This window comes from Lentzea sp. DG1S-22, from assembly GCF_036321065.1.
GTDB lineage: Bacteria > Actinomycetota > Actinomycetes > Mycobacteriales > Pseudonocardiaceae > Lentzea > Lentzea jiangxiensis.
Map to the genome: position 1 here is coordinate 1,877,417 of NZ_CP143276.1, position 17,900 is coordinate 1,895,316.

Consider the following 17,900-nt stretch of genomic DNA (forward strand, 5'->3'; position numbering starts at 1 on the left):
CCCTGCCTGTCATCTGCCGCGTGGTCGCCGTCCACACCATATTTGAATCGTCCCGAACGAACCCAGTTTTGGACGTTCGGCGCCACGTCCGTGATAACGCACCGGAGGAGCGATGGCCCCGTGGTTGGCCGAACAGCCCAAGACCATCGTCGTCCAGCCCACAACGCTGTGCCCGATGGACTGCACCTACTGCTACCTGCTCGAACGGCACCTCAAGCAAGAAATGACGCCTCAGGTGGCCACCGCGATCGCGGACGGCATCGCCGCATCGTGGGAGCCGGTCGAGGTGGTGTGGCACGGCGGCGAGCCGTTGGCGGTCGGGCTCGAGCGGTTTGTGGAGTTGCTGCAGCCCTTCGAGCCTCTGCGCCTGGCCGGGCGCGTGCGGCACAAGGTCCAGACTGGCGGTGGCAGGCCGATCACCGACGCCTGGTGCGACGTGTTCGAGCGGTGCGAGATCGGCGTGGGTGTGAGCATCGATGGACCTCGTGAACTCAACCACCACCGCGTCGACCGCGGTGGCCGGCCGATGTTCGACCGGACCATGGCAGGCATCGAGACGCTGAAACGACGCGGCATCCCTTTCACCGTCCTGGCGGTCGTCAGCCAGAACAGCACCGGACAGGCCGTGCAGGTCCTGGACTTCATGCGAGAGCTGGGCACCTCGTGGGTCGGGTTCAACGTCGAAGCCAAGGAAGGCGCGAACTCCGACGGACAGACACCCTCGATCGACCACGCCCGCCGGTTCTGGCGTGACACGTTCGAGTGGTGCCGCCGCAACACCGACGTGACCGTGCGGGAGGTCTCGAACCTGTTCGGCTTTCTCGGCCTGACACAGGAGCAGCGCGATGCGGACTCCCGGCACGACCCCATTCCGACGATCGCCTGGAACGGGGATGTGGTGCTGCTGTCGCCGGAGCTGCTCGGGGTTCGCAGCACCACCTACGACGATTTCATCGCGGGCAACGTACTGCAAGACGGCCTGTCCACGATCGTGCAGCGCGCCGCAGAACTTCTGTACGTCCGGGAGTTCACGGCCGCGCTGGCCACCTGCAAGCAGACGTGCGAGTTCTTCTCGTTCTGTCAGGGCGCGCACGCGGGTGATCGGTTCTTCGAACACGGCACCTTCGCCGCGACCGAGACCGATCACTGTCGAAATACGGTTCAAGCGCCTGTCCTGGCGCTTGCCGAACTACTTCACGGGAAGGGAAGCAGATGACGGTCTTGGAACGAATGGTGCGCGTCGTGTCCAACGGGGACACTGGGTGGGCACAGGTCGTGGCCGCCAGAATCACGACGAGCGTGAAGGCCAGCGGCGTGGACTGGGGCCGCAAGGGCGGCAGTTGGGGCAAAGAAGGCGAGTTCCACAAGAAGTGAGCATGGACGCCCTGGAGATCGAGAAAGCCGTCGAGCGACGACGGGTCTGGCTCGACACACAGCTCGACTCGGCAGCGACTGCACTGGACGTGAGCGTGGTCGGAGAGTCGGTGAACACCTTCGACATGCGCTCCTCGGGCGCAGTCGCCCGCGACCAGGACGGTGACGTCTGGTTGAGGGTCGTGGTGGAGGACGCCGACTACGAGCCCGTGTGCCGCTGGGACGGCAACGTCGCCGCCAACTCGATCCGTGGCGTCTCCAAACCAGCGGTTCTCCGGTGGCACGACTGGCAGAACCACGACGAGTACCTGCGTGGCCGCCGTCTCCGGGGCGAGGTGATGACCCTTGCTCCAGGGATGACGGTTGCCCCCGGCGGCGTGCTGCACGACGACCCCCGGCTATCCGACACCTGGTGGCAGGACCTACGCCGGTCACTCGCAGCGCTGGCGACGCACCCGGTGGAATGGCAGAACGAACTGGGCGCGGTGGCCTCCACCATCCGAGGCGTCGAGCACCACTTCAGCATCACGTTGTCCGAGGACGTCTTCTCGGATGTCAGGTGGACGACCGCACACGCGGACTTGCACTGGGCGAATCTAAGCCGACCGCAGATGTGCATCCTCGACTGGGAGAGCTGGCGTCCCATGTTCGCCGGGTACGACCTCGCCACGCTCTACTGCAACAGCCTTCTCCATCCTGCAACCGCCAGACGGATCCGCGACATGCCCGAACTGCACACCCGCAGCGGCCATCTGGCTCTCTTGTCCGCGATCTGCCGGTACCTCTGGATCGTGGGCGAAGGCAGCGACTGGGACCTGCTCGAACCACATCTGCGATCCGAGGCCGAGCCGATTCTGTCCAGCGTGATGCGGAGGACCGAATAGAGTCGGCACGTCGCACCGAACCGTGCCCATCACGATGACCGCCAACACGGACGGATCTCCGACGTGGCGACCATCAGGTGCAGCAGACCTGGTGAGCGTCGTTTGGCACCGCCGGCCGCCAGCTCGCCGAGACGGCCGCCTTGAGCTTGCACTTCGTCTCGATGGAGTCCTTTGATTGGCTGGACCTGTAGCTGGCCTGCCATCTGCCCAACCTCTCATGCGCATGGAGGTCACCCCGACCGCCAAGGACAGCGGCCGATGTTCCCCCTCGGTGGCGGCATCGACCACGACGCGCTGACGCAGTACCTGCCCTGTTTGGGGAATCTCGACATAGCAGGGCTTCTGGCTGAGCCACTGGACGTCAACCAAGAGCGCGCAGCGGCACTCCGGGCCGCGCTGCAAGGACAGCGCTCCGACGACGAGCATCTTGCGCTCCTGGACCGCGTCCTTGAGGCACTGCGTCGCATCTGACCAGAACGGGCTACCTGAACGCCGACTGCGCCGCACGTCCCAGCCGTGAGGCGGGCCGACATTCTCGGGCCCGAAGTGTGCAACTGGTCGGGTTCACACTCGCCACCGGCCTCAGTGATCAGCTCAGAATGAGTTTGCGCAGGCAGATGATTGGGCAGGCGCGGCTGAGCATGGCCTGATAGACCTCGGCTCGCCGTTCGGTGCGGACGCGGAGTCGTCGGAGACTTTTGAGGCAGGCGAAGGTGCGTTCGACCGGCCAGCGGACTGTGCCCAGGCCGGAGCCGTGGTCAACGCCGAGGCGGGCGATGACGGGCGAGAGGGAACTTAAGCGTCAGCACGTGGTGGTCGACCGGCCAGCGGACGTCTGCACCTTGAGGCGGGCAGCAGTGATCGCTCAGTCTCGACCAGCCTGACCTAATTTTGGCCTGATCACACTCTGGGACGCGCCCAGCGGGTTCGTCACAGACTCGACCGGTTGAAGCTCGGCCACCCCCGCGAGCACGCGTGGACAATGTCGGCCTTGCGCGCGAGGTCGGACCACCTCTGCGTGCGCGGGGAGCACGAGGCCACCGCCCGCCGGTAGCTGCGCCAGCGAGGACCACCCCGGCGTGCGTGGGGAGCACGGCATCCTCGAAGCCCGCGAACTCGGAGGCCTGGGACCACCCTCGCGGCACAGGGAGCACTTGCGGAGCGAGGAGACCAGCTTCTCCGCGTCGGGACCATCCCGCGTGCGCGGGGAGCACACGTCCGCGCACCAGCGCGTCGCGGGCGGCGTGGGACCATCTCCGCGTGCGCGGGAAGCACCTGCTGGCACACGCGGTTGCACAGGTAGTCGTAGGGACTCCCCCGCATGCGCGGGGAGCACCCGGCGGTGTGGATACCGCGCTTGCGTGCGTACGGACCACCCCTGCGTGCGCGGAGAGCACGACCGCCACGGGATCACCCTCCGCGGCTCGATCGGACCATCCCCGCCTGCGCGGGGAGCACTCGAGGGGCCGGAAGCCTCGGGTCGGCCGCCGGGGACCATCCCCGCGCGTGCGGGGAGCACCTGTGGTCAGGGCTTGCCTGCCGGGGTCCAGAAGTACTCCCCGCACGCGCGGGGGTGGTCCCGACGCCCTCGTGTACGGGGCGCGCCCGTCGATGTGCTCCCCGCACGCGCGGGTGTGGTTCGATCACGGGGTCGTCTGGGTCCCACGACAGCCGGTGCTCCCCGCACGCGCGGGGGTGGTCCTCAGACCTACCCCATCGCTGCCGGTGCGTTTTTGTGCTTCCCGCACGCGCGGGGGTCGTCCCTGCGCCAGCACGGCGCGGCGTCCCGGGTTCTGGTGCTCCCCGCACGCGCGCGGGTGGTCCCGTCCCCCGACTTTGGTCCATGAGTCCTGAGCAGTGCTCCCCGCACGCGCGGGGGTGGTCCCGGGCGCGGACGGACCTGCTGCACCGCCTTGCCGTGCTCCCCGCACGCGCGGGGGTGGTCCGCCACGGCAGCGCAAGGCAAAGCTGTTGTGGCTGTGCTCCCCGCACGCGCGGGGGTGGTCCGCCACCAGCGGGCCAGGCTCGTCAGCATCTTGTGTCCCCGCACGCGCGGGGGTGGTCCCGTCACCAGGCCGGTGTCGTCGGAGTCTTCAGTGTGCTCCCCGCACGCGCGGGGGTGGTCCCACCAGCAGTCCGCTGGCGTCATCGCTGGCGCGGTGCTCCTCGCACGCGCGGGGGTGGTCCGTCGTTGGCGTAGCTGATCGGGTACTGGCCGGTGGTGCTCCCGCACACGCGGGGGTGGTTCCGCATCGCAGCAACGCTTACCGTCGTCAAAACCGTGCTCCCCGCACGCGCGGGAGTGGTCCCCGGCCGTCGACCACCGCGACGGTGGCAAGGTTGTGCTCCCCGCACGCGCGGGGGTGGTCCGGACAACCCGCTGCTGCGGCCCTGCGGCTTCTGCGTGCTCCCGCACACGCAGGGGTGGTCCCGTCCGTACCGCGGCCGGCCAGCAGACCGTGTCCGTGCTCCCCGCACGCGCGGGGGTGGTCCGTCGAACATCGTCTCCTTGGTCAGCTGGGGGGCGTGCTCCCCGTACGCGCGGGGGTGGTCCGTCGAACATCGTCTCCTTGGTCAGCTGGGGGGCGTGCTCCCCGTACGCGCGGGGTGGTCCCTCGTCGTCCTGGGCGGCCGCGGCCAGCGGCAGGTGTTCCCTGCATGCGCGGGGGTGGTCCCTTGTTCGTGACGGTGATCGGCAGCACGACGAAGTGCTCCCCGCACGCGCGGGGGTGGTCCGAAACGTTGCACTACGCGACCATCGGACAAGCCGTGCTCTCCGCACCCGCGGGGAGGTCCCCCGGCACTGAAGCTGACTGCGGCGTCCACGGTGCTCCCCACACGCGCGGGGGCGGTCCCAGCGGCCCTCGCCGGGGCGGTCGAGGTGAGTGTGCTCCCCACGCGCGGGAGTAGTCCAGACACCAACAACAAGTCTCGCCGAGGACGCCATAGGCGCGGGAGTCGTCGTAGACGCCGGTGCCGCTTCCGCCGGAGGCGACGCAGGCGGTGCTCCAGATCATGGCGGTGAGTGTGTCCCCAAAGCAGTAGACCGTCGCACTGGTCTCGGTGACCTATCCGCAGGTATAGCCGGTGGTGGACCCCGTTTACAGACGTACTGCCCGACATAGTGATCAGTTCAGAATGAGTTTGTGCAGGCAGATGATCGAACAGGCGAGGCCGAGCATGGCCTGATGGACGTCGGCTCGTCGTTCGGTGCGGACGCGGAGCCGTCGGAAGCCTTGAGCCAGGCGAAGGTGCGTTCGACCGGCCAGCGGACTGTGCCCATGCCGGAGCTGTGTTCGACGCTGCGGCGGGCGATGACGGCAAGATGGAACCGCAAGTGCGCCCGCATGGTAGTCAACCACGCGGGCGGACGACCGCATTGCGGAGCGGGCAGTGGTGATCGCTCGCTCCCGGCCGGCCCGACCCGGTTTTCGACCTGATCACCCGCTGGGATGCGTCCAGCGGGGCCATTACAGACTCGACCGGTTGAAGCTCGACCACCCCCGCGTGCGCGGGAAGCACACCCCGGCTTTGCCCAGCCTCTCGACCGCCAGCGGACCACCCCCGCGTGCGCGGGGAGCACATAGTGGACGGTGCCCAGGTGATGTGGGTGCCGGGACCACCCCCGCGTGCGCGGGGAGCACACTTCCTGACCACACTGTTTGTTCGAGCGAAGTGTGTTTTTGATTCAGCTTTGAAGATCAGCGTCTGTAGCATCGTCGTTTACTGGCGTTGCTCCATCCTTGCCGCCGCGGCTCGGATGGTTCGCCGACGTTCTCCGTGTCGGCCGCGGGGCGCAACATCAGCGTGATCCCTTCGAAGTCGACCGGTTTCCAGTTGTGGTCATGGACTTGAAAAGACAGTCCTTGCTCGTTGTCCGCTGAGTGGACCATGTTCGCTCGTCCTGTGCTGACGATCACGGTTGACACTTCGAACGCATGTTCGCCCTAATGGCGTAGTGTGCATGTGGCCGAGCGGTTCGGTAAGCCCTTGCCTACTTCACCAGGCGGCGCAGTCGGTCCGCGACCTTGAGAAGAGTCAGCATCGCCACTGGCAGTCCGGCCGCTACCGCAGTCACAGCGCTCGCGGTCGGGCTCATTCTAGGGAAGGGTGCGTGGGACCAGGCTCGTCGACGTCAACAAAGTTGAAGCTAAATCAGTACTTGCTTCACAACTATGATGGTCAACAAGTGTGCTCCCCGCACGCGTGGGGGTGGTCCAGACCCCGGCCACTCACGCATGGCCTGAGCGAAGTACTCCCCGTACACGCGGGGTGGTCCCGGCTCCATCGGCATGTGCTGCGTCGGGTCGAGGTGATCCCCGCGCACGCGCGGGGGTGGTCCGCCGCCGAAGCCGCCGAGCGAATGGCCCGTCCTATGCTCCCCGCACGCGCGGGAGTAGTCCCGCACGATCCAGCGGTCGGCCAGCGTCGACGACGTGCTCCCAGCACGCACGGGGGTGGTCCGTAGTCCTCGGCCTCCTGGTAGTCGGGCGCGCTGTGCTCCCCGCACGCGCGGAGGTGGTCCATCAGGAGCACGGGTTCGCTGACCGCGTGGCTGGTGCTCCCCGCGCGTGCGGGGATGGTCCTGGCGAGGGCACCGGCGAGAACCTCCTTGGCATGCTTCCCCGCTCATGCGGGGGTGGTCCCGAAACGGGCCTGCAGTATCTGCCGGTCGCCGCGTTCTCCCAGCGCATGTGGGGTGATCCCGACGAGCAGGTGCTCACCGAGAACCAATGCCTGCTGGCCAAGAAAAGTTCTGCCCGCGCGTGCGGGGGTGGTCCCGAAAAGTTCGAGTGGACGTGCAGTTCCGCATAGTTTTCCCCGCACGCGCGGGGGTGGTCCCGTACCCGTGGGTGCTGGTCGGCTGGCGTCGTCGTGCTCCCCGCGCATGGGGGTGTGGTCCCGCGTCCGGCCAAGTCGGGATCAACACCACGACGTGCTCCCACGCGTGCCCGGATGGTCCCAGACCGCCAGGCATCCAACAGCCGATGGCGATGTGCTCCTCGCGAGTGCGGAGATGATCCATGTCCCGATCGGATGGACGCCCGGTCCCAGCACGTGCTGGGGTGGTTCCGGCGTCATGCCGAGTGATATCCACGCAACGCCGTGGTCCCCGCGCGTGCCGGGGTGGTCCCTGAGTGGTGCCGTTCGCGGGCGGGTCCTGCGTGTCTTCCCCGCACACGCGGGAGTGGTCCGACTCCCTGCATCGAACAGCGACTCGCGCGGCTGTCTTCCCCTTACAAACTGGGGTGGTCCGCTGTTGATGCCTGCGATCTCCAGCCAGTTAGGGTTCCCGCACACGCAGGGGGTGGTCCACACGCGTGGATCGGCAACGTCGCGGTCGGTATGTCTTCCCCGCACACGGAGGGTGGTCCCGGCCAGCGTGCAGGGCGGAGCCCGTGTTTTCCCGTGCACGCGGGTTGGTCCGAGCTTGATCAGGGCGTCAGTAGTATCTGTCGAGTCTTCCCCTCGTAGGCGGGGGTGGTCCCGTGGGGCGGGCGAGTTGTTCTGCGCCCGCGGGGTAGTCCGGAAGTGGTCGACGAACTTCTGTCGCGCAAGCTGTCCTGCCCGCGCACGCAGGGGGTTGCCTTCACGCGAGCGCGATCAGCGGGGACAGTGGCGGCGTGCTCCCAGCCCGTACGGGGGTGGTCCCGGCTTGATCTTGAGTTCGAGGAACCGGGCGTAAGTTGTCCCCGCACGTGCGGGGTGGTCCCGGCGCCGACTGGCACTTCAGGTTTGCCTTGTAGTTCTCCCGCGCGTGCGGGAGTGGTCCGGAGTGGCGCGTCCCCATGACAGAGATCGAAGTACTCTCTTCGTACGTGCGGGGTGGTCCGTCCGGCAGCAGAGAGCCCCCGTGGCAACAGTGGTTCTCCCTGCGCGTGCGGGGGTGGTCCCACGCCGGCGGCGAACCCTGTCACGATTCGCACGTCGGGGCCCTTCGATGCCGAAATTCTGGCTCAGGTAAGTCAGGTTCTCCCGCGCGTGCCGGCGTGGTCCATCATGACGGGCTCCACCCTGATGACCATCCCTGTTCGCTCCGTGCGCGGGGATGGTCATCAGGGGCGAAGCGCACTACATACACTGCGGCAGCTTTCTCCTCCCGAGTGCGGGGTGGTCCCAGGCCGAGCGGCTTCTTGTTATCGTGCCCGACGTTCTCCCCCGCGCGTGCGGGGGCGGTCCCAACGTCGCCACGGCGTCAGCCGAACTGCACATGTTTCCTGCGCGTGCAGGGGGTGGTCCGCTCCACAGTAGGTAGACCACGGCCGGGTCGTTCTCCCCGCGCGTGTGAGGGTGGTCCCGACTCGAAATCGTCGTCACGGGTAGGCAACGTGGTCGACATACGCACCGGCGGGATGTATGACGGCGCCTGCTGACTCCGCCAACTCGGTAATTGTCGGCATGACCCAGCGAACTGGCTGAGTCAACACTCCAGCAAAGTGATCTTACGGGTGGTCACCTACCGGTCGAAGGAGTTCATGCGCGGCACAACAAACTTACGTGCAACTCGGCGACGATCCCGCCGTCGCCGCCTTGAGACCGGCAGGCATTCGATCATCGAAGATCCCAGCTGACCCAAAATGGACATCAAACTGGATAGCGTTCGTCCTGAACTGCCCAGGTAAGGCAACCAGGCACGGCAAGGGATAGACAGATCAGCCCATCGGCTGTACGGAGGCAGCTGTCCGCACGAACGCGGCCTCGGTGCCCGATGCCCGGCTTCTTCAAGAAGCTGCGCGGCGCCGCCGGATCAGCGAACGGAAACCGCCGCGCCAGCCAGGAATGGCGTTCCTGGCTGCGTTGCGTCGTCCGAGGTCCGGCAGCGGCACGGCGTCGACGCGGACGCTGCCGTCCGCGGCTCGTGCGAGGGCGATCGCGCTGATCCGGTAACGCACCACCGGCCATGCGGTGTCGAGGAGGAAGGGATCGAACACCACCGGAGTGGGGACGTTCTCCCGCCCGGCGGCGAAGAACGCGGTGTGGTCGAATCGCAGGACCGACCTCGGTGAGGAAATTCCGCCGCCGGCCAGCGTGATCGCGAGGCGTGCGTCGGCGGCGACGAGCACCTGGTCCATGTCGGCGTGGGTGTGCAGCCGTGCGAGAGCGCGGTATCGGACCCGCATCGCCGGCGTCGCGTGCCATCGCTGGCGCGGCTCACCGCGCATCAGCCACAGCAGTGCAAGCGCGCAGTCGGTGATGGTCCTCGCCCTTGCGCAGGTCTAGCTGATTTGTCTTTTTCTTGACGAACCTGGTCGTAGAACATCCCGCTCAAGCAAGCGAGACGCTCTACGACCGATCACCTAGCCAGGTTAGGCAAACGCGATGTCGACTGCTACCGATTAACGCGGGGCGGAGCGAGGCTGATGAGCCCACAACCGTAGGCCTTAGCCCGGCCCACTCCGTTGATGAGTGCCTCGGTGAACGCCTCCGCATCAGTGACGATCAGGTGTCCGTCGAACCGGACCGGCACGACAGTGATCTTGCCCTGTTCCTTCTTCTGACCAACCAGCGTGGGCACTGGCGAGGGCGCGACATCAGGCTCGCCACTCCGGGCAGTGGGTATGGCGAAGCCGTCGCGCTCACCCCTGCTGATGAGCCACTGGATTTGGGCTTCGGGTGTTGTATGTGCGCGGCGTTTGCGAACGTCTTGGCCGTTCTCGACTCGAGCGCTGCGGGTCGGGTTCGCGAGTAGCCGGAAGTGGAACTTCCGGCCCGGTGAGATGGCGTCGAGTACCGGGGCGAGCGGCTGCACTTGAGCCGGAGACAGGAGAAGTCCCGCCGGCAGGTCACCCCAACTGGGTTCGGTGTAGCTCTGGACGTACTGGGTGTATCCGATCCCGGTGGTGTCCAGGCGCCAGAGGACTTTGTGCTGTAGCCGCGCTTGCGTGTCGGCGTCGACGCTGGGGTAGGCGCGCATGATGGTGCGGTGCATGTCGTGGACGTTGGCGTAGTCGCGCCGGAACTCGCGTGAGCGGACATTGATCATGAGTTTGCTCAGGAACACGGTGTGTCTCCGGTGGTGATCATGCTGTCCGTCAGGGGGAGCTGGTCGACGAGCACGGTCCGGGTGGTGAAGCGTCGTCGGCCGTCAGCGAGGCTCAGAGGGTGGTCATGACGAACCTCTGCGTGCGTGGTTCTCGGCGGGCAGTCGATGGCTGTCCGCAACCCGACCCGTTCGGATTTGGCGATTTCGCTGTCTCGCAGTGACTTCGATGTCTCCAGCCAGGGGTGGCTTCCGAGAATCTCTTCCGCCTCGGCGGCAACGGGCTGTCCGTTGGGCGGAAGCAGCGGTCGCGCGGGAACGAAGGCTCGCCGGCCGAAGTACACCGGCCAATAGGGTCGATCGACAACCGAAGCGATGCGAGAAAGCAGGTCCTCATCTCCCTGCAAGACCACGAGAAACAGCGCGTCCGCCAGGTAGTAGCGCTGACTGACGACAGTCCGATGACCAGTGCCCTTGGTAGTGGGGACGTTTTGAATGGTGTGGTAGTCGCGTTCGAGGATACCTTCCCGGTCGACCCTGACGGCGAGCCGCAGCCGTGCCAGCTCGGCTATGGCGTCGTCGTCTTCTCTCGAGATCCCCAGTGCGGCGGCGAGCAGTCCGACCACGCCGGACTTGGTGGGCTCGGAGGTGGTGTCTCGAATGACACCTCGCGAGCGGGTTCCCCATGACTGCATGGGGGCGTCGAAGCACAAGGCCAATGACGTGACCATGGTCAGGCCGTCGCTCCGGTGAGGACACGGCCGGTGAAGTCGTCGATGCCGGCGACGATCTCGGTGTCGTCGAAGTGCGGCACGTCGCCGGTGACCGAGGCCGCGGCGATGTCGCGCAGGTCGGTGTTGCCGTAGAACGTGCGCAACTGGCGGAAGTGGTGGGTGAGGCGTTCGGTGGAGGCGGCCATGATGTCGGCATCGGTAACGGGCCTCTGGAATGCGTTGGCGAGGTTCCAGGCACCGCGGTCACGGACCACACCGAGGAGGGTGTCGGGCATCGTGCGGGCGGCCATGGAGTTCTGGGCACCACTCGGGACTGCGTGGATGAAGGAGTACAGCCAAGCGCGGGCGGTGCGGTTGATCAGATCTTGATCGCCGGCGAGGTTGTGAGCCAGCTGTTCGAGGTTGAGATTGGCGTAGCGGTAGTAGCAGGCGGAGTTGAAGTCGATGGTGCCGATCATGTCAGCGCCGGACTCTTCTCTAGGCTTGAGGTCGTCCACCGCGGTGTAGTAGTCGAACTCGTTGATCACGGCGTGCGTGCTGATGGCATGAGCGACCTGACAGGCGGCCTCGACGCTGAAGTCCTTGTTGTCAGCGATCATGCGCCCGAACAAGGCGACGTCGCTGACGCGGCTGGCGTCGAGGATGCGGCGTGCCTCGGCGATCGCAGCTTTGTCAGGCTTGGCAACCTTCCCGGACTTCCTCTGCTCGTTGGTTCCAGGCTTCTCGTTGTCGCTCTTGGCCTTCGCCGTGACAGCTTTGGCCTTGGTCGCGATGCCGTGCAACGTGTCCCAGTTGTTGTCGCAGTAACTCGCCAGGTGGTCGATGGCGTGCTGGCCGACGAAGAGCAGGTACTGCGTCAGGCCCTTGTTCTCGTCCACGCCGAAGCCGAGCTGCTGCAAGCCAGCCGTGACGACCTGTGATGCGAGTTCCGCATCACGCCCACGGTCGGTCAGCGCGGCGACGGCACGGTCGAGTAGGCGCTTGGTGCGGACGGCGGTCTCGGACTTGTCGAGGCCGAAGTCGGTGAACAGCTGTCGAGCCGCGCGCTTGAGGCACTGACTGGAAATGCGGCCGCGGGTGTAGCCACCGAACGTGGCGGTCTTGGGCTGGCCGACGTCGTCACGGTTGAGGTTGCTGACAGGAAAGGACTGGAGCAGGTGCAATTCAATGATCATTGGATGTGTCTCCGCAGTATCAGTGGGCGTCGGCGGGCGCTGGAGTGTCCTCTGTGGACTCACGCGGCTCAGGGCGATAGTGATAATCGCGGGCCCACCGGAGTCGAATCCGCTGAGCCGAGTCGTCACGAAATCGGTCGCCGAGAAGAACGGCGAGGTCGTCCAGAAGTTGGTCGTAGTCGACCGGCACGTCTTCGCTGTCGAGCAGGCGGATGGTCTGACGTAGCTGGTGAGCCAGCGCTTCGCGATCCCGGGCGAGCAGTTGAGTGAACCGACGGTCCACTGATGCCCCGCGCATTGTCGAGAGCTTTCTCATGGAGGCACCGAGCGAGCGCGTGTTCCGACGGGGCTGGGGGTGCAGCGCGAACAACCCGGCCACCAGCAGCCAGACCTCTTGCTCGGACTCAGGTGGGTTACGAGCGAAGACGAGCTCGTACGCCTCGGCTTGCTGTCGCGGGCCGCCGAAGCTACGTCGCAACCGCGCTAGAACTTGCCGTGACTCGGAGACGCGGTGAGAGGTCGAGGAGGAAAGACCGCTGTGCAGGCTGTAGAGGTAGGTGGTGAACGCGCGGCGCCGGGCGACGATCGGGGTGGTCACGCGGCTCCTTTCGTGGTGATGTAGGCGGCGGCCTCAGCGTGGAAGATGCGGGTCAGCTCACTGAGGCGACCAAGGAACTGGCCGTGGTGCTTGCCCAGGACGATGAGGTCATGTCCTTCCGCTGGAGAGCTTTCGGCCCAGTGGTCGGTGGCGCGCAGAGCGATCGTGGCGACTTGCTTCTGCCACGTTGTGGTGGCGTCCGCAGCGGAGTGGCCCACGTCGTGCGCTCGTGCGACTTGGACTAGGAACGTCGCGAATGGCCGCGTCAGTTTCGGCCAGTACTCCACGTCCAGGCTCCACGTGGGTGTGAGGCGTTTGTTCTCCCGGTTGCCCTGCTTCTCTGTCCGGTAGTTGCGTTGCATATGACGCAGTGCGGCGCCGACGTTGTCGGCATAGGCGATCGCACATCCAAGAAGGGCTCCGAGAGTCTCGTCCTTGGCGCGCAGGAGAGCCACCGGGACCGGGACCACTTCTTCCAGCCAGGTCTCTACTACGGTGGCCTTCGGGTCCAGCTTCTGGTCGAACACGCGCAGGGTGTACACAGCGTCGGCTGGAATGTGTCCGTGTTCGGCAAGGTCGGATATCTGTTCCAAGGTGCGCGGGCGCTGTCGGGTCTTGCCCTCTTCCCAAAGGTTGGTCATCAGCAGCTCCACGCTGTGTCTCCACACTCCGCGCACCGGATGCAACCGGACTGGCAGCATCGGCGCGTCGAGCTTCGCCTTGGCCTTCTGGTCGGTCGGTTTGCGGAACGCGGCCATCATCTCCACGTCTGCGAGACCAGCCTGCAGGCGTGTACCCGGCGTCACGGTGACCCCGTCGACGACCAGATCGTCGACGGTGTACCGCGACGACAGCAGGATGCGGCGAGCGGGCCAGGTGAGCAGATCCGTCCATCCACGCGTGACGCGCTTGTCGGGCATAGGACGCGGTGAGTTCGACTGTTCCCACACCGGGCAGTCGTCAACTGTGCTCGGCGACGGCTTTTCGTGATCGGGACGATAGATCAAGGAGTTAAGCAGGAGGGTTTCCTTCAGCGTGCTGCCTTCCACGAGCACGACGCCGAGCGAAGCGCACGGTGCGCGTTCGGAAGATCTGTCCTTCTCGAACGGCGTCTTGGTGCCGCCGGGATCGAACGCCTGCGCAGTGACCAGCCAACGCGCCGCCTCCGCAGGCGTGAGCACGACTTCATCCGTGGCGATCGTCTTGTCGAACAAGGTGACGTTGTTACCCACAGACCGGTATGGCACGAGCTTGGCGGCCGTCGCAGGCACCAACCTGGCCAAGCCTGGACACTGCATGAACGGGCGCTCGGAGTCGAAGAGGTCGAAGCGATTACCTTTGTCCCGCAGATACGTGGCCAGCGGCGTGAACGGTAACCGCGGCGCCTCCCACAATTCGGTCCACGCAACATCCGAGGCTGGCCCGTACACGCGGTGCAGAAGGGCGAGCACGAGCCTGTGCAGGGCCGCGCTCATGGACGAGGTTTCTCCAACCAGACGGCGGATGCGGTGTGCGCTGAGCACAAGACGCGCCAGACTGACGAACTCGTGTCGGCCGTCGAGATCAACCACTGGCAACCAGGGTCGAGTGCGCAGGTCGAATGAGGCAGGTCGAGTTGAGGTCACACGGTTTCCTCGGCGTAGACGCCGATCCTCTCGTCATAGGCAAGTACATGATCGTCAATCGCGCATCGCCCGTCGACGAACACCAGCGGTCGATGCTTTCGCAGCCAGGGCGACTGTTCCAACGCTGACGGAACTGCGGCGTCCAGCAGCGATCGAACGACGGCAGCCGGCACTCCGGCGTGCGCTGTCAGGGTCGTGCGGGAGTCGAGGAGCTCGCTCAGTCTGTCCAGCGGGATCGGTTCCACTGTCGACAGATCGATTGGAAGTTTCCCGCAAAACGCGACGGTGTGTCCGTCGTTGCTGCGGCGCAGCAGCACGACACCGACCCGGAGCTCGCGCGACTCATCGTCTCGAATCATCGGTGGCGACTCTTCCGCGTGTTGCCAGGGTTTTGTGGTCGTGCCGTCATGTCCGCGAGTCGCTGTGTTCCCACAGGTAACGGCAGGTACATCAGTCGCGCGTCGTGCTTGTCCTTATCCAGTGCCCGGAGCAGCCTTTCCTCCGCGCGACTCCATGCCTGTTCCCACCCTGCGGGGCATTCGATTGCTTCGGGCGGCCCATACACAGCGTCGATGAGCACCGGCACCTCGTCTGGTGAGCGCAGTTCCGTCTCACTCCGCAGCAATGCCCATGTCCGGAGCAGCACCATCGGTGCGTACACGCTGGCCAGGTATCGCGGAAATACTGGTCCAGCAGATGTTTCCTCGATGCCAGCGATGGCAAGGGTGAGTGCTCCCCGCTGCATGTCACGGTCATGGCGATGCACGCGTCCAAGTCGCTGGATCAGTGCGTCGATCGGGGCCATGTCGGTGAGCATCACGTCGAAGTCCAGGTCCAGGCTCTGCTCCAGCACTTGTGTTCCGACCACGATCGCCGGAGGCCGAGTGCCGTCGGGCCCGAAAGCAGACCGGAGATCTGCTTCGACCGTTCTACGGTGGGAGGCGGCCAACTGACCAGTGATCGTGATCAGCTGCGGCCGCTGTGAATCAGGTAGCGCTGCGATGCGTTCCGCGAGCGCGTCGCTAGTCGTTTTGGCTCTGTTGACCAGGTTGTGCACGATCGCGACGCACTTGCCGCCGGAGGCGTGTGAGAGCGCCCAATCCACAACGTTTTCATCATCAACGAGCTCGAGTCGCGCAATGCGTTCACGGTTGAGCTCGGACACATCCGACTGCGCGACCATGCACGCGTATGCGTCGACCATGGTCACCCGCGGGTACGCGGTCGAAGTCGGCAACGGCGGGACATCGTGAGGCACACAGCTCAGCAATCCTGCACGCCACGACGCAGTCAGCTCGTCCCGCCGACGTGAGGGCAGCGTCGCCGACAACAGCAATATAGACGTTCCCATGTGTCCCAGCCACATCAGCATCCGGTCGAGCAAGGTCGACATGTAGGTGTCGTAGGCATGCACCTCGTCGATCACCACGACCTTGTTCGACAGCGCCACCAGCCGCACGAAAACGTGCCCTGAGCGGATCGCCGCCTTCAACGCCTGATCGACCGTGCCCACTCCCAAAGGTGAGAGCAAGCTCTTCTTGCGGGTGAACCACTCTTGCGCGGCGACATCGCAGTCCTCTGGGTCGTCCGCTCCGACATCAGTGGGTGTCGTGGCCCTGCTGTCCAGGAATTCCCTGGCGTTGGAGTGGATCAGCCGTACTGCGGATGTGTCACCAGCGTGCGTGAGCATCGCCTCGATCTCTCCCAGCATCTGGTGACTCGTCGCCTGCGTCGGCATCCCCACGTAGACGCCGGCAAGCCGAAGGTTGCGCACGAGCGTCGCAACTGCCTGCAGCGCACCTTTCGACTTGCCCTCGCCAGTAGGAGCTTCCACCACGAGCATCGTGGGTTCAGCACGGTTTCGAAGCAGGTTCTCAATCACCGACTGCAGGGGTCGGGGGGCCTCTGCGGCGAACAAGCCGGTGAAGCTGGTGTCCTTCGGCGGAATCCATGGCTGTAAGTCGAGCCGGGCAACGGCCGCATCCGCACGCGCATCGGCGACACGCACATAGTCCTCGAGATCGCCTTCGTGCTCCGGCGACAGGAAGTTGCGTTCGTCCGAGGCGATCCAGTCGCTCACCGTGGTCAACGCGGCAAGACCGACCGCAGCGGACGTACTGACACGCAACTCATTCCAAGGCAGGGTGCGGGGATCCGGCAAGCCAAGCACGCTGATCACTGCGTCGACCAGATCGTCACGCCACGCTTTCCAGCGCTCCGCGCCGTGGTTGTTGACCTGTGCACGCGCCTGCCTGAACTCCTGGCTACCAGGAAAATAGCCGTGATGCCCTCCGAGCGCGACAGCGATTCGCTCGGCAGCGCCGGGCTCCGCGCCCCACGAGATAAGCAGATCCTTCATGTGCAGAGCTGTCACGAGCCCATGCGGAGTGTCCAATCGCGGAAGACCCCGCTGCCTTTGCACCCGCCTCAGGTCATCCGCGATCTCAGGGAATCGCCGCTCAGCGAGATCAACGTTCAGCGCCTGGAACGTCGGTGAGTACTTCCCCAGGTCATGGAGACCACAGAGCAAAGCTACCCAACCGGCCGCATCACCCACCACCGAGAATGCAGCCCGCAGCTCGTTCCGGGAGTGCGGCCCGAGAATCAGACCGTACAAACGCGCCGCTACCGCTGTTGTGTCGACAACGTGACACAACAGCGGATGAGGAGCCGTTCTACCTGCAGATTTACCCCAGGCTGCCCAAAACGACACCTTGGGTCCCCTGAGACTCACAGCACTCCAGATCAGATCGGAACCGTTCGCCTGACAGCAGGCAAGAACGGACATATAAGCAGACGCCGAAGCCTCTTACGGCCGGGAACACCACACCTTGCTCCAACGGAGCAGAAGATCACCCGATTGCAGTAGCCATGCTGAACTTCCGATAATCTTGAATTAACCGCAGTTCAGTATCCACGCAGCAGCCGCCATAGTGAGGCGCCAATGCAGAGCCCACTGACATCGCACTACGATCCTCGTCAACACCCACCATGCGCCCCACGTGTGGTCGATCTTTGACAACTACATGACAGATCAAGGTCAACTCTCGGCCCAGCAAACCGAATGGCAGCTAGCCCGTACCGAACGTCATTGCTTCATCATCTCCACGGCGAGCACAAAGAAGCCGGTGCTGCCGCCGTGAGCAGCCCAATTTCGCCAACAGGGCCGAGCGGTCACCCCGCGCCACCGCTGTGTCCAAAGAAGACTTCCACGTCACCGACTCGGACCTACTTCGGCACAGCTTCACCCACCACATTGGCCAGCGAAGGGATCCTGCTGATGACTGCTCACCTTCGCACCGGTGAAACGCGCCTGACATCCGCAGCGCAAGGCCGGTCCCCTATCTCAGCTCGTCCGCGCAGGACCGGTCAGCTGCGTCCCGCCTCCGACACCGCACCTGTCAACGAGCCAACTGCGTCGCGTCGGCAGAGGCTGAGCAACGCCAGCAAGTGCAGACGATACGGACGTCGCTGACCTTCCCAACCGAATCAAGACCGCACCAAACCTAGAGAAAACATGGTGGTCAGG

The 17,900-nt window shown here is 65.3% G+C and carries 14 protein-coding genes and 1 pseudogene; 4 read left to right on the top strand and 11 right to left on the bottom strand.

The genetic code is table 11. The features are described 5' to 3' along the window. The first annotated feature begins 112 nt into the window (after positions 1 to 112). The 4 genes from amcB (at position 113) to V1227_RS08375 (ending at position 2,729) form a co-directional block, all read left to right on the top strand. Positions 113 to 1,216 (top strand): cyclophane-forming radical SAM peptide maturase AmcB, encoded by a 1,104-nt coding sequence (gene amcB, locus V1227_RS08360; protein WP_329791940.1) that lies wholly within the window; start codon positions 113 to 115, stop codon positions 1,214 to 1,216. After that, positions 1,213 to 1,374, top strand: coding sequence for a multiple cyclophane-containing RiPP AmcA (gene amcA / locus V1227_RS08365; protein ID WP_329791941.1), 162 nt, complete (start codon positions 1,213 to 1,215; stop codon positions 1,372 to 1,374). The genes amcB and amcA overlap by 4 nt, the downstream gene beginning before the upstream one ends. A gap of 2 nt (positions 1,375 to 1,376) precedes the next feature. Beyond that, entirely contained in the window at positions 1,377 to 2,258 is an 882-nt protein-coding gene (locus V1227_RS08370; RefSeq protein ID WP_329791942.1) for a hypothetical protein, read from the top strand. Between the two features lie 258 nt (positions 2,259 to 2,516). Continuing rightward, positions 2,517 to 2,729 carry a hypothetical protein gene (locus tag V1227_RS08375; RefSeq protein WP_090104112.1) on the top strand — a complete coding sequence of 71 codons (213 nt, stop codon included), beginning with the start codon at positions 2,517 to 2,519 and terminating at the stop codon, positions 2,727 to 2,729. A gap of 118 nt (positions 2,730 to 2,847) precedes the next feature. On the opposite strand, the gene V1227_RS40585 is transcribed toward V1227_RS08375, so the two are convergent. From V1227_RS40585 to cas3, 11 genes and pseudogenes are all read right to left on the bottom strand, one after another. Further along, on the bottom strand, positions 2,848 to 3,036 hold the full coding sequence (locus V1227_RS40585) for a transposase (protein WP_442916522.1): 189 nt from the start codon (positions 3,034 to 3,036) through the stop codon (positions 2,848 to 2,850). A gap of 2,350 nt (positions 3,037 to 5,386) precedes the next feature. Then, positions 5,387 to 5,577, bottom strand: a pseudogene (locus V1227_RS08380) (transposase); the annotation flags it as partial. Positions 5,578 to 5,959: 382 nt separating this feature from the next. Beyond that, a complete protein-coding gene (locus V1227_RS08385) occupies positions 5,960 to 6,187 on the bottom strand; it encodes a type I-E CRISPR-associated endoribonuclease Cas2 (RefSeq protein ID WP_329791943.1) in 228 nt (75 codons plus the stop codon). Positions 6,188 to 8,980: 2,793 nt separating this feature from the next. Beyond that, on the bottom strand, positions 8,981 to 9,322 hold the full coding sequence (locus tag V1227_RS08390) for a hypothetical protein (protein WP_329791944.1): 342 nt from the start codon (positions 9,320 to 9,322) through the stop codon (positions 8,981 to 8,983). Between the two features lie 266 nt (positions 9,323 to 9,588). Next, entirely contained in the window at positions 9,589 to 10,260 is a 672-nt protein-coding gene (gene cas6e / locus V1227_RS08395; RefSeq protein ID WP_329791945.1) for a type I-E CRISPR-associated protein Cas6/Cse3/CasE, read from the bottom strand. Then, complete coding sequence (cas5e, locus tag V1227_RS08400) at positions 10,251 to 10,970, bottom strand: type I-E CRISPR-associated protein Cas5/CasD (protein ID WP_329791946.1); 720 nt, start codon at positions 10,968 to 10,970, stop codon at positions 10,251 to 10,253. Before cas5e ends, cas6e begins: the two co-directional genes overlap by 10 nt. Before the next feature lie 2 nt (positions 10,971 to 10,972). Then, a complete protein-coding gene (gene cas7e / locus V1227_RS08405) occupies positions 10,973 to 12,148 on the bottom strand; it encodes a type I-E CRISPR-associated protein Cas7/Cse4/CasC (protein ID WP_329791947.1) in 1,176 nt (391 codons plus the stop codon). Positions 12,149 to 12,167: 19 nt separating this feature from the next. Continuing rightward, positions 12,168 to 12,746 (bottom strand): type I-E CRISPR-associated protein Cse2/CasB, encoded by a 579-nt coding sequence (gene casB, locus V1227_RS08410; RefSeq protein WP_329791948.1) that lies wholly within the window; start codon positions 12,744 to 12,746, stop codon positions 12,168 to 12,170. Beyond that, positions 12,743 to 14,371 carry a type I-E CRISPR-associated protein Cse1/CasA gene (gene casA, locus V1227_RS08415; protein WP_329791949.1) on the bottom strand — a complete coding sequence of 543 codons (1,629 nt, stop codon included), beginning with the start codon at positions 14,369 to 14,371 and terminating at the stop codon, positions 12,743 to 12,745. Before casA ends, casB begins: the two co-directional genes overlap by 4 nt. Then, entirely contained in the window at positions 14,368 to 14,730 is a 363-nt protein-coding gene (locus tag V1227_RS08420; protein ID WP_329791950.1) for a hypothetical protein, read from the bottom strand. The genes casA and V1227_RS08420 overlap by 4 nt, the downstream gene beginning before the upstream one ends. Beyond that, complete coding sequence (cas3, locus tag V1227_RS08425) at positions 14,727 to 17,159, bottom strand: CRISPR-associated helicase Cas3' (protein WP_329791951.1); 2,433 nt, start codon at positions 17,157 to 17,159, stop codon at positions 14,727 to 14,729. The genes V1227_RS08420 and cas3 overlap by 4 nt, the downstream gene beginning before the upstream one ends. Positions 17,160 to 17,900 lie beyond the last annotated feature (741 nt).

Coding starts and splice junctions, on each gene's coding strand:
- cas7e (WP_329791947.1), bottom strand. CDS start 12,148: ATGATCATTGAATTGCACCTGCTCCAGTCCTTTCCTGTCAGCAACCTC.
- amcB (WP_329791940.1), top strand. CDS start 113: ATGGCCCCGTGGTTGGCCGAACAGCCCAAGACCATCGTCGTCCAGCCC.
- V1227_RS08375 (WP_090104112.1), top strand. CDS start 2,517: ATGTTCCCCCTCGGTGGCGGCATCGACCACGACGCGCTGACGCAGTAC.
- amcA (WP_329791941.1), top strand. CDS start 1,213: ATGACGGTCTTGGAACGAATGGTGCGCGTCGTGTCCAACGGGGACACT.
- V1227_RS08370 (WP_329791942.1), top strand. CDS start 1,377: ATGGACGCCCTGGAGATCGAGAAAGCCGTCGAGCGACGACGGGTCTGG.
- V1227_RS08420 (WP_329791950.1), bottom strand. CDS start 14,730: ATGATTCGAGACGATGAGTCGCGCGAGCTCCGGGTCGGTGTCGTGCTG.
- cas5e (WP_329791946.1), bottom strand. CDS start 10,970: ATGGTCACGTCATTGGCCTTGTGCTTCGACGCCCCCATGCAGTCATGG.
- cas3 (WP_329791951.1), bottom strand. CDS start 17,159: ATGTCCGTTCTTGCCTGCTGTCAGGCGAACGGTTCCGATCTGATCTGG.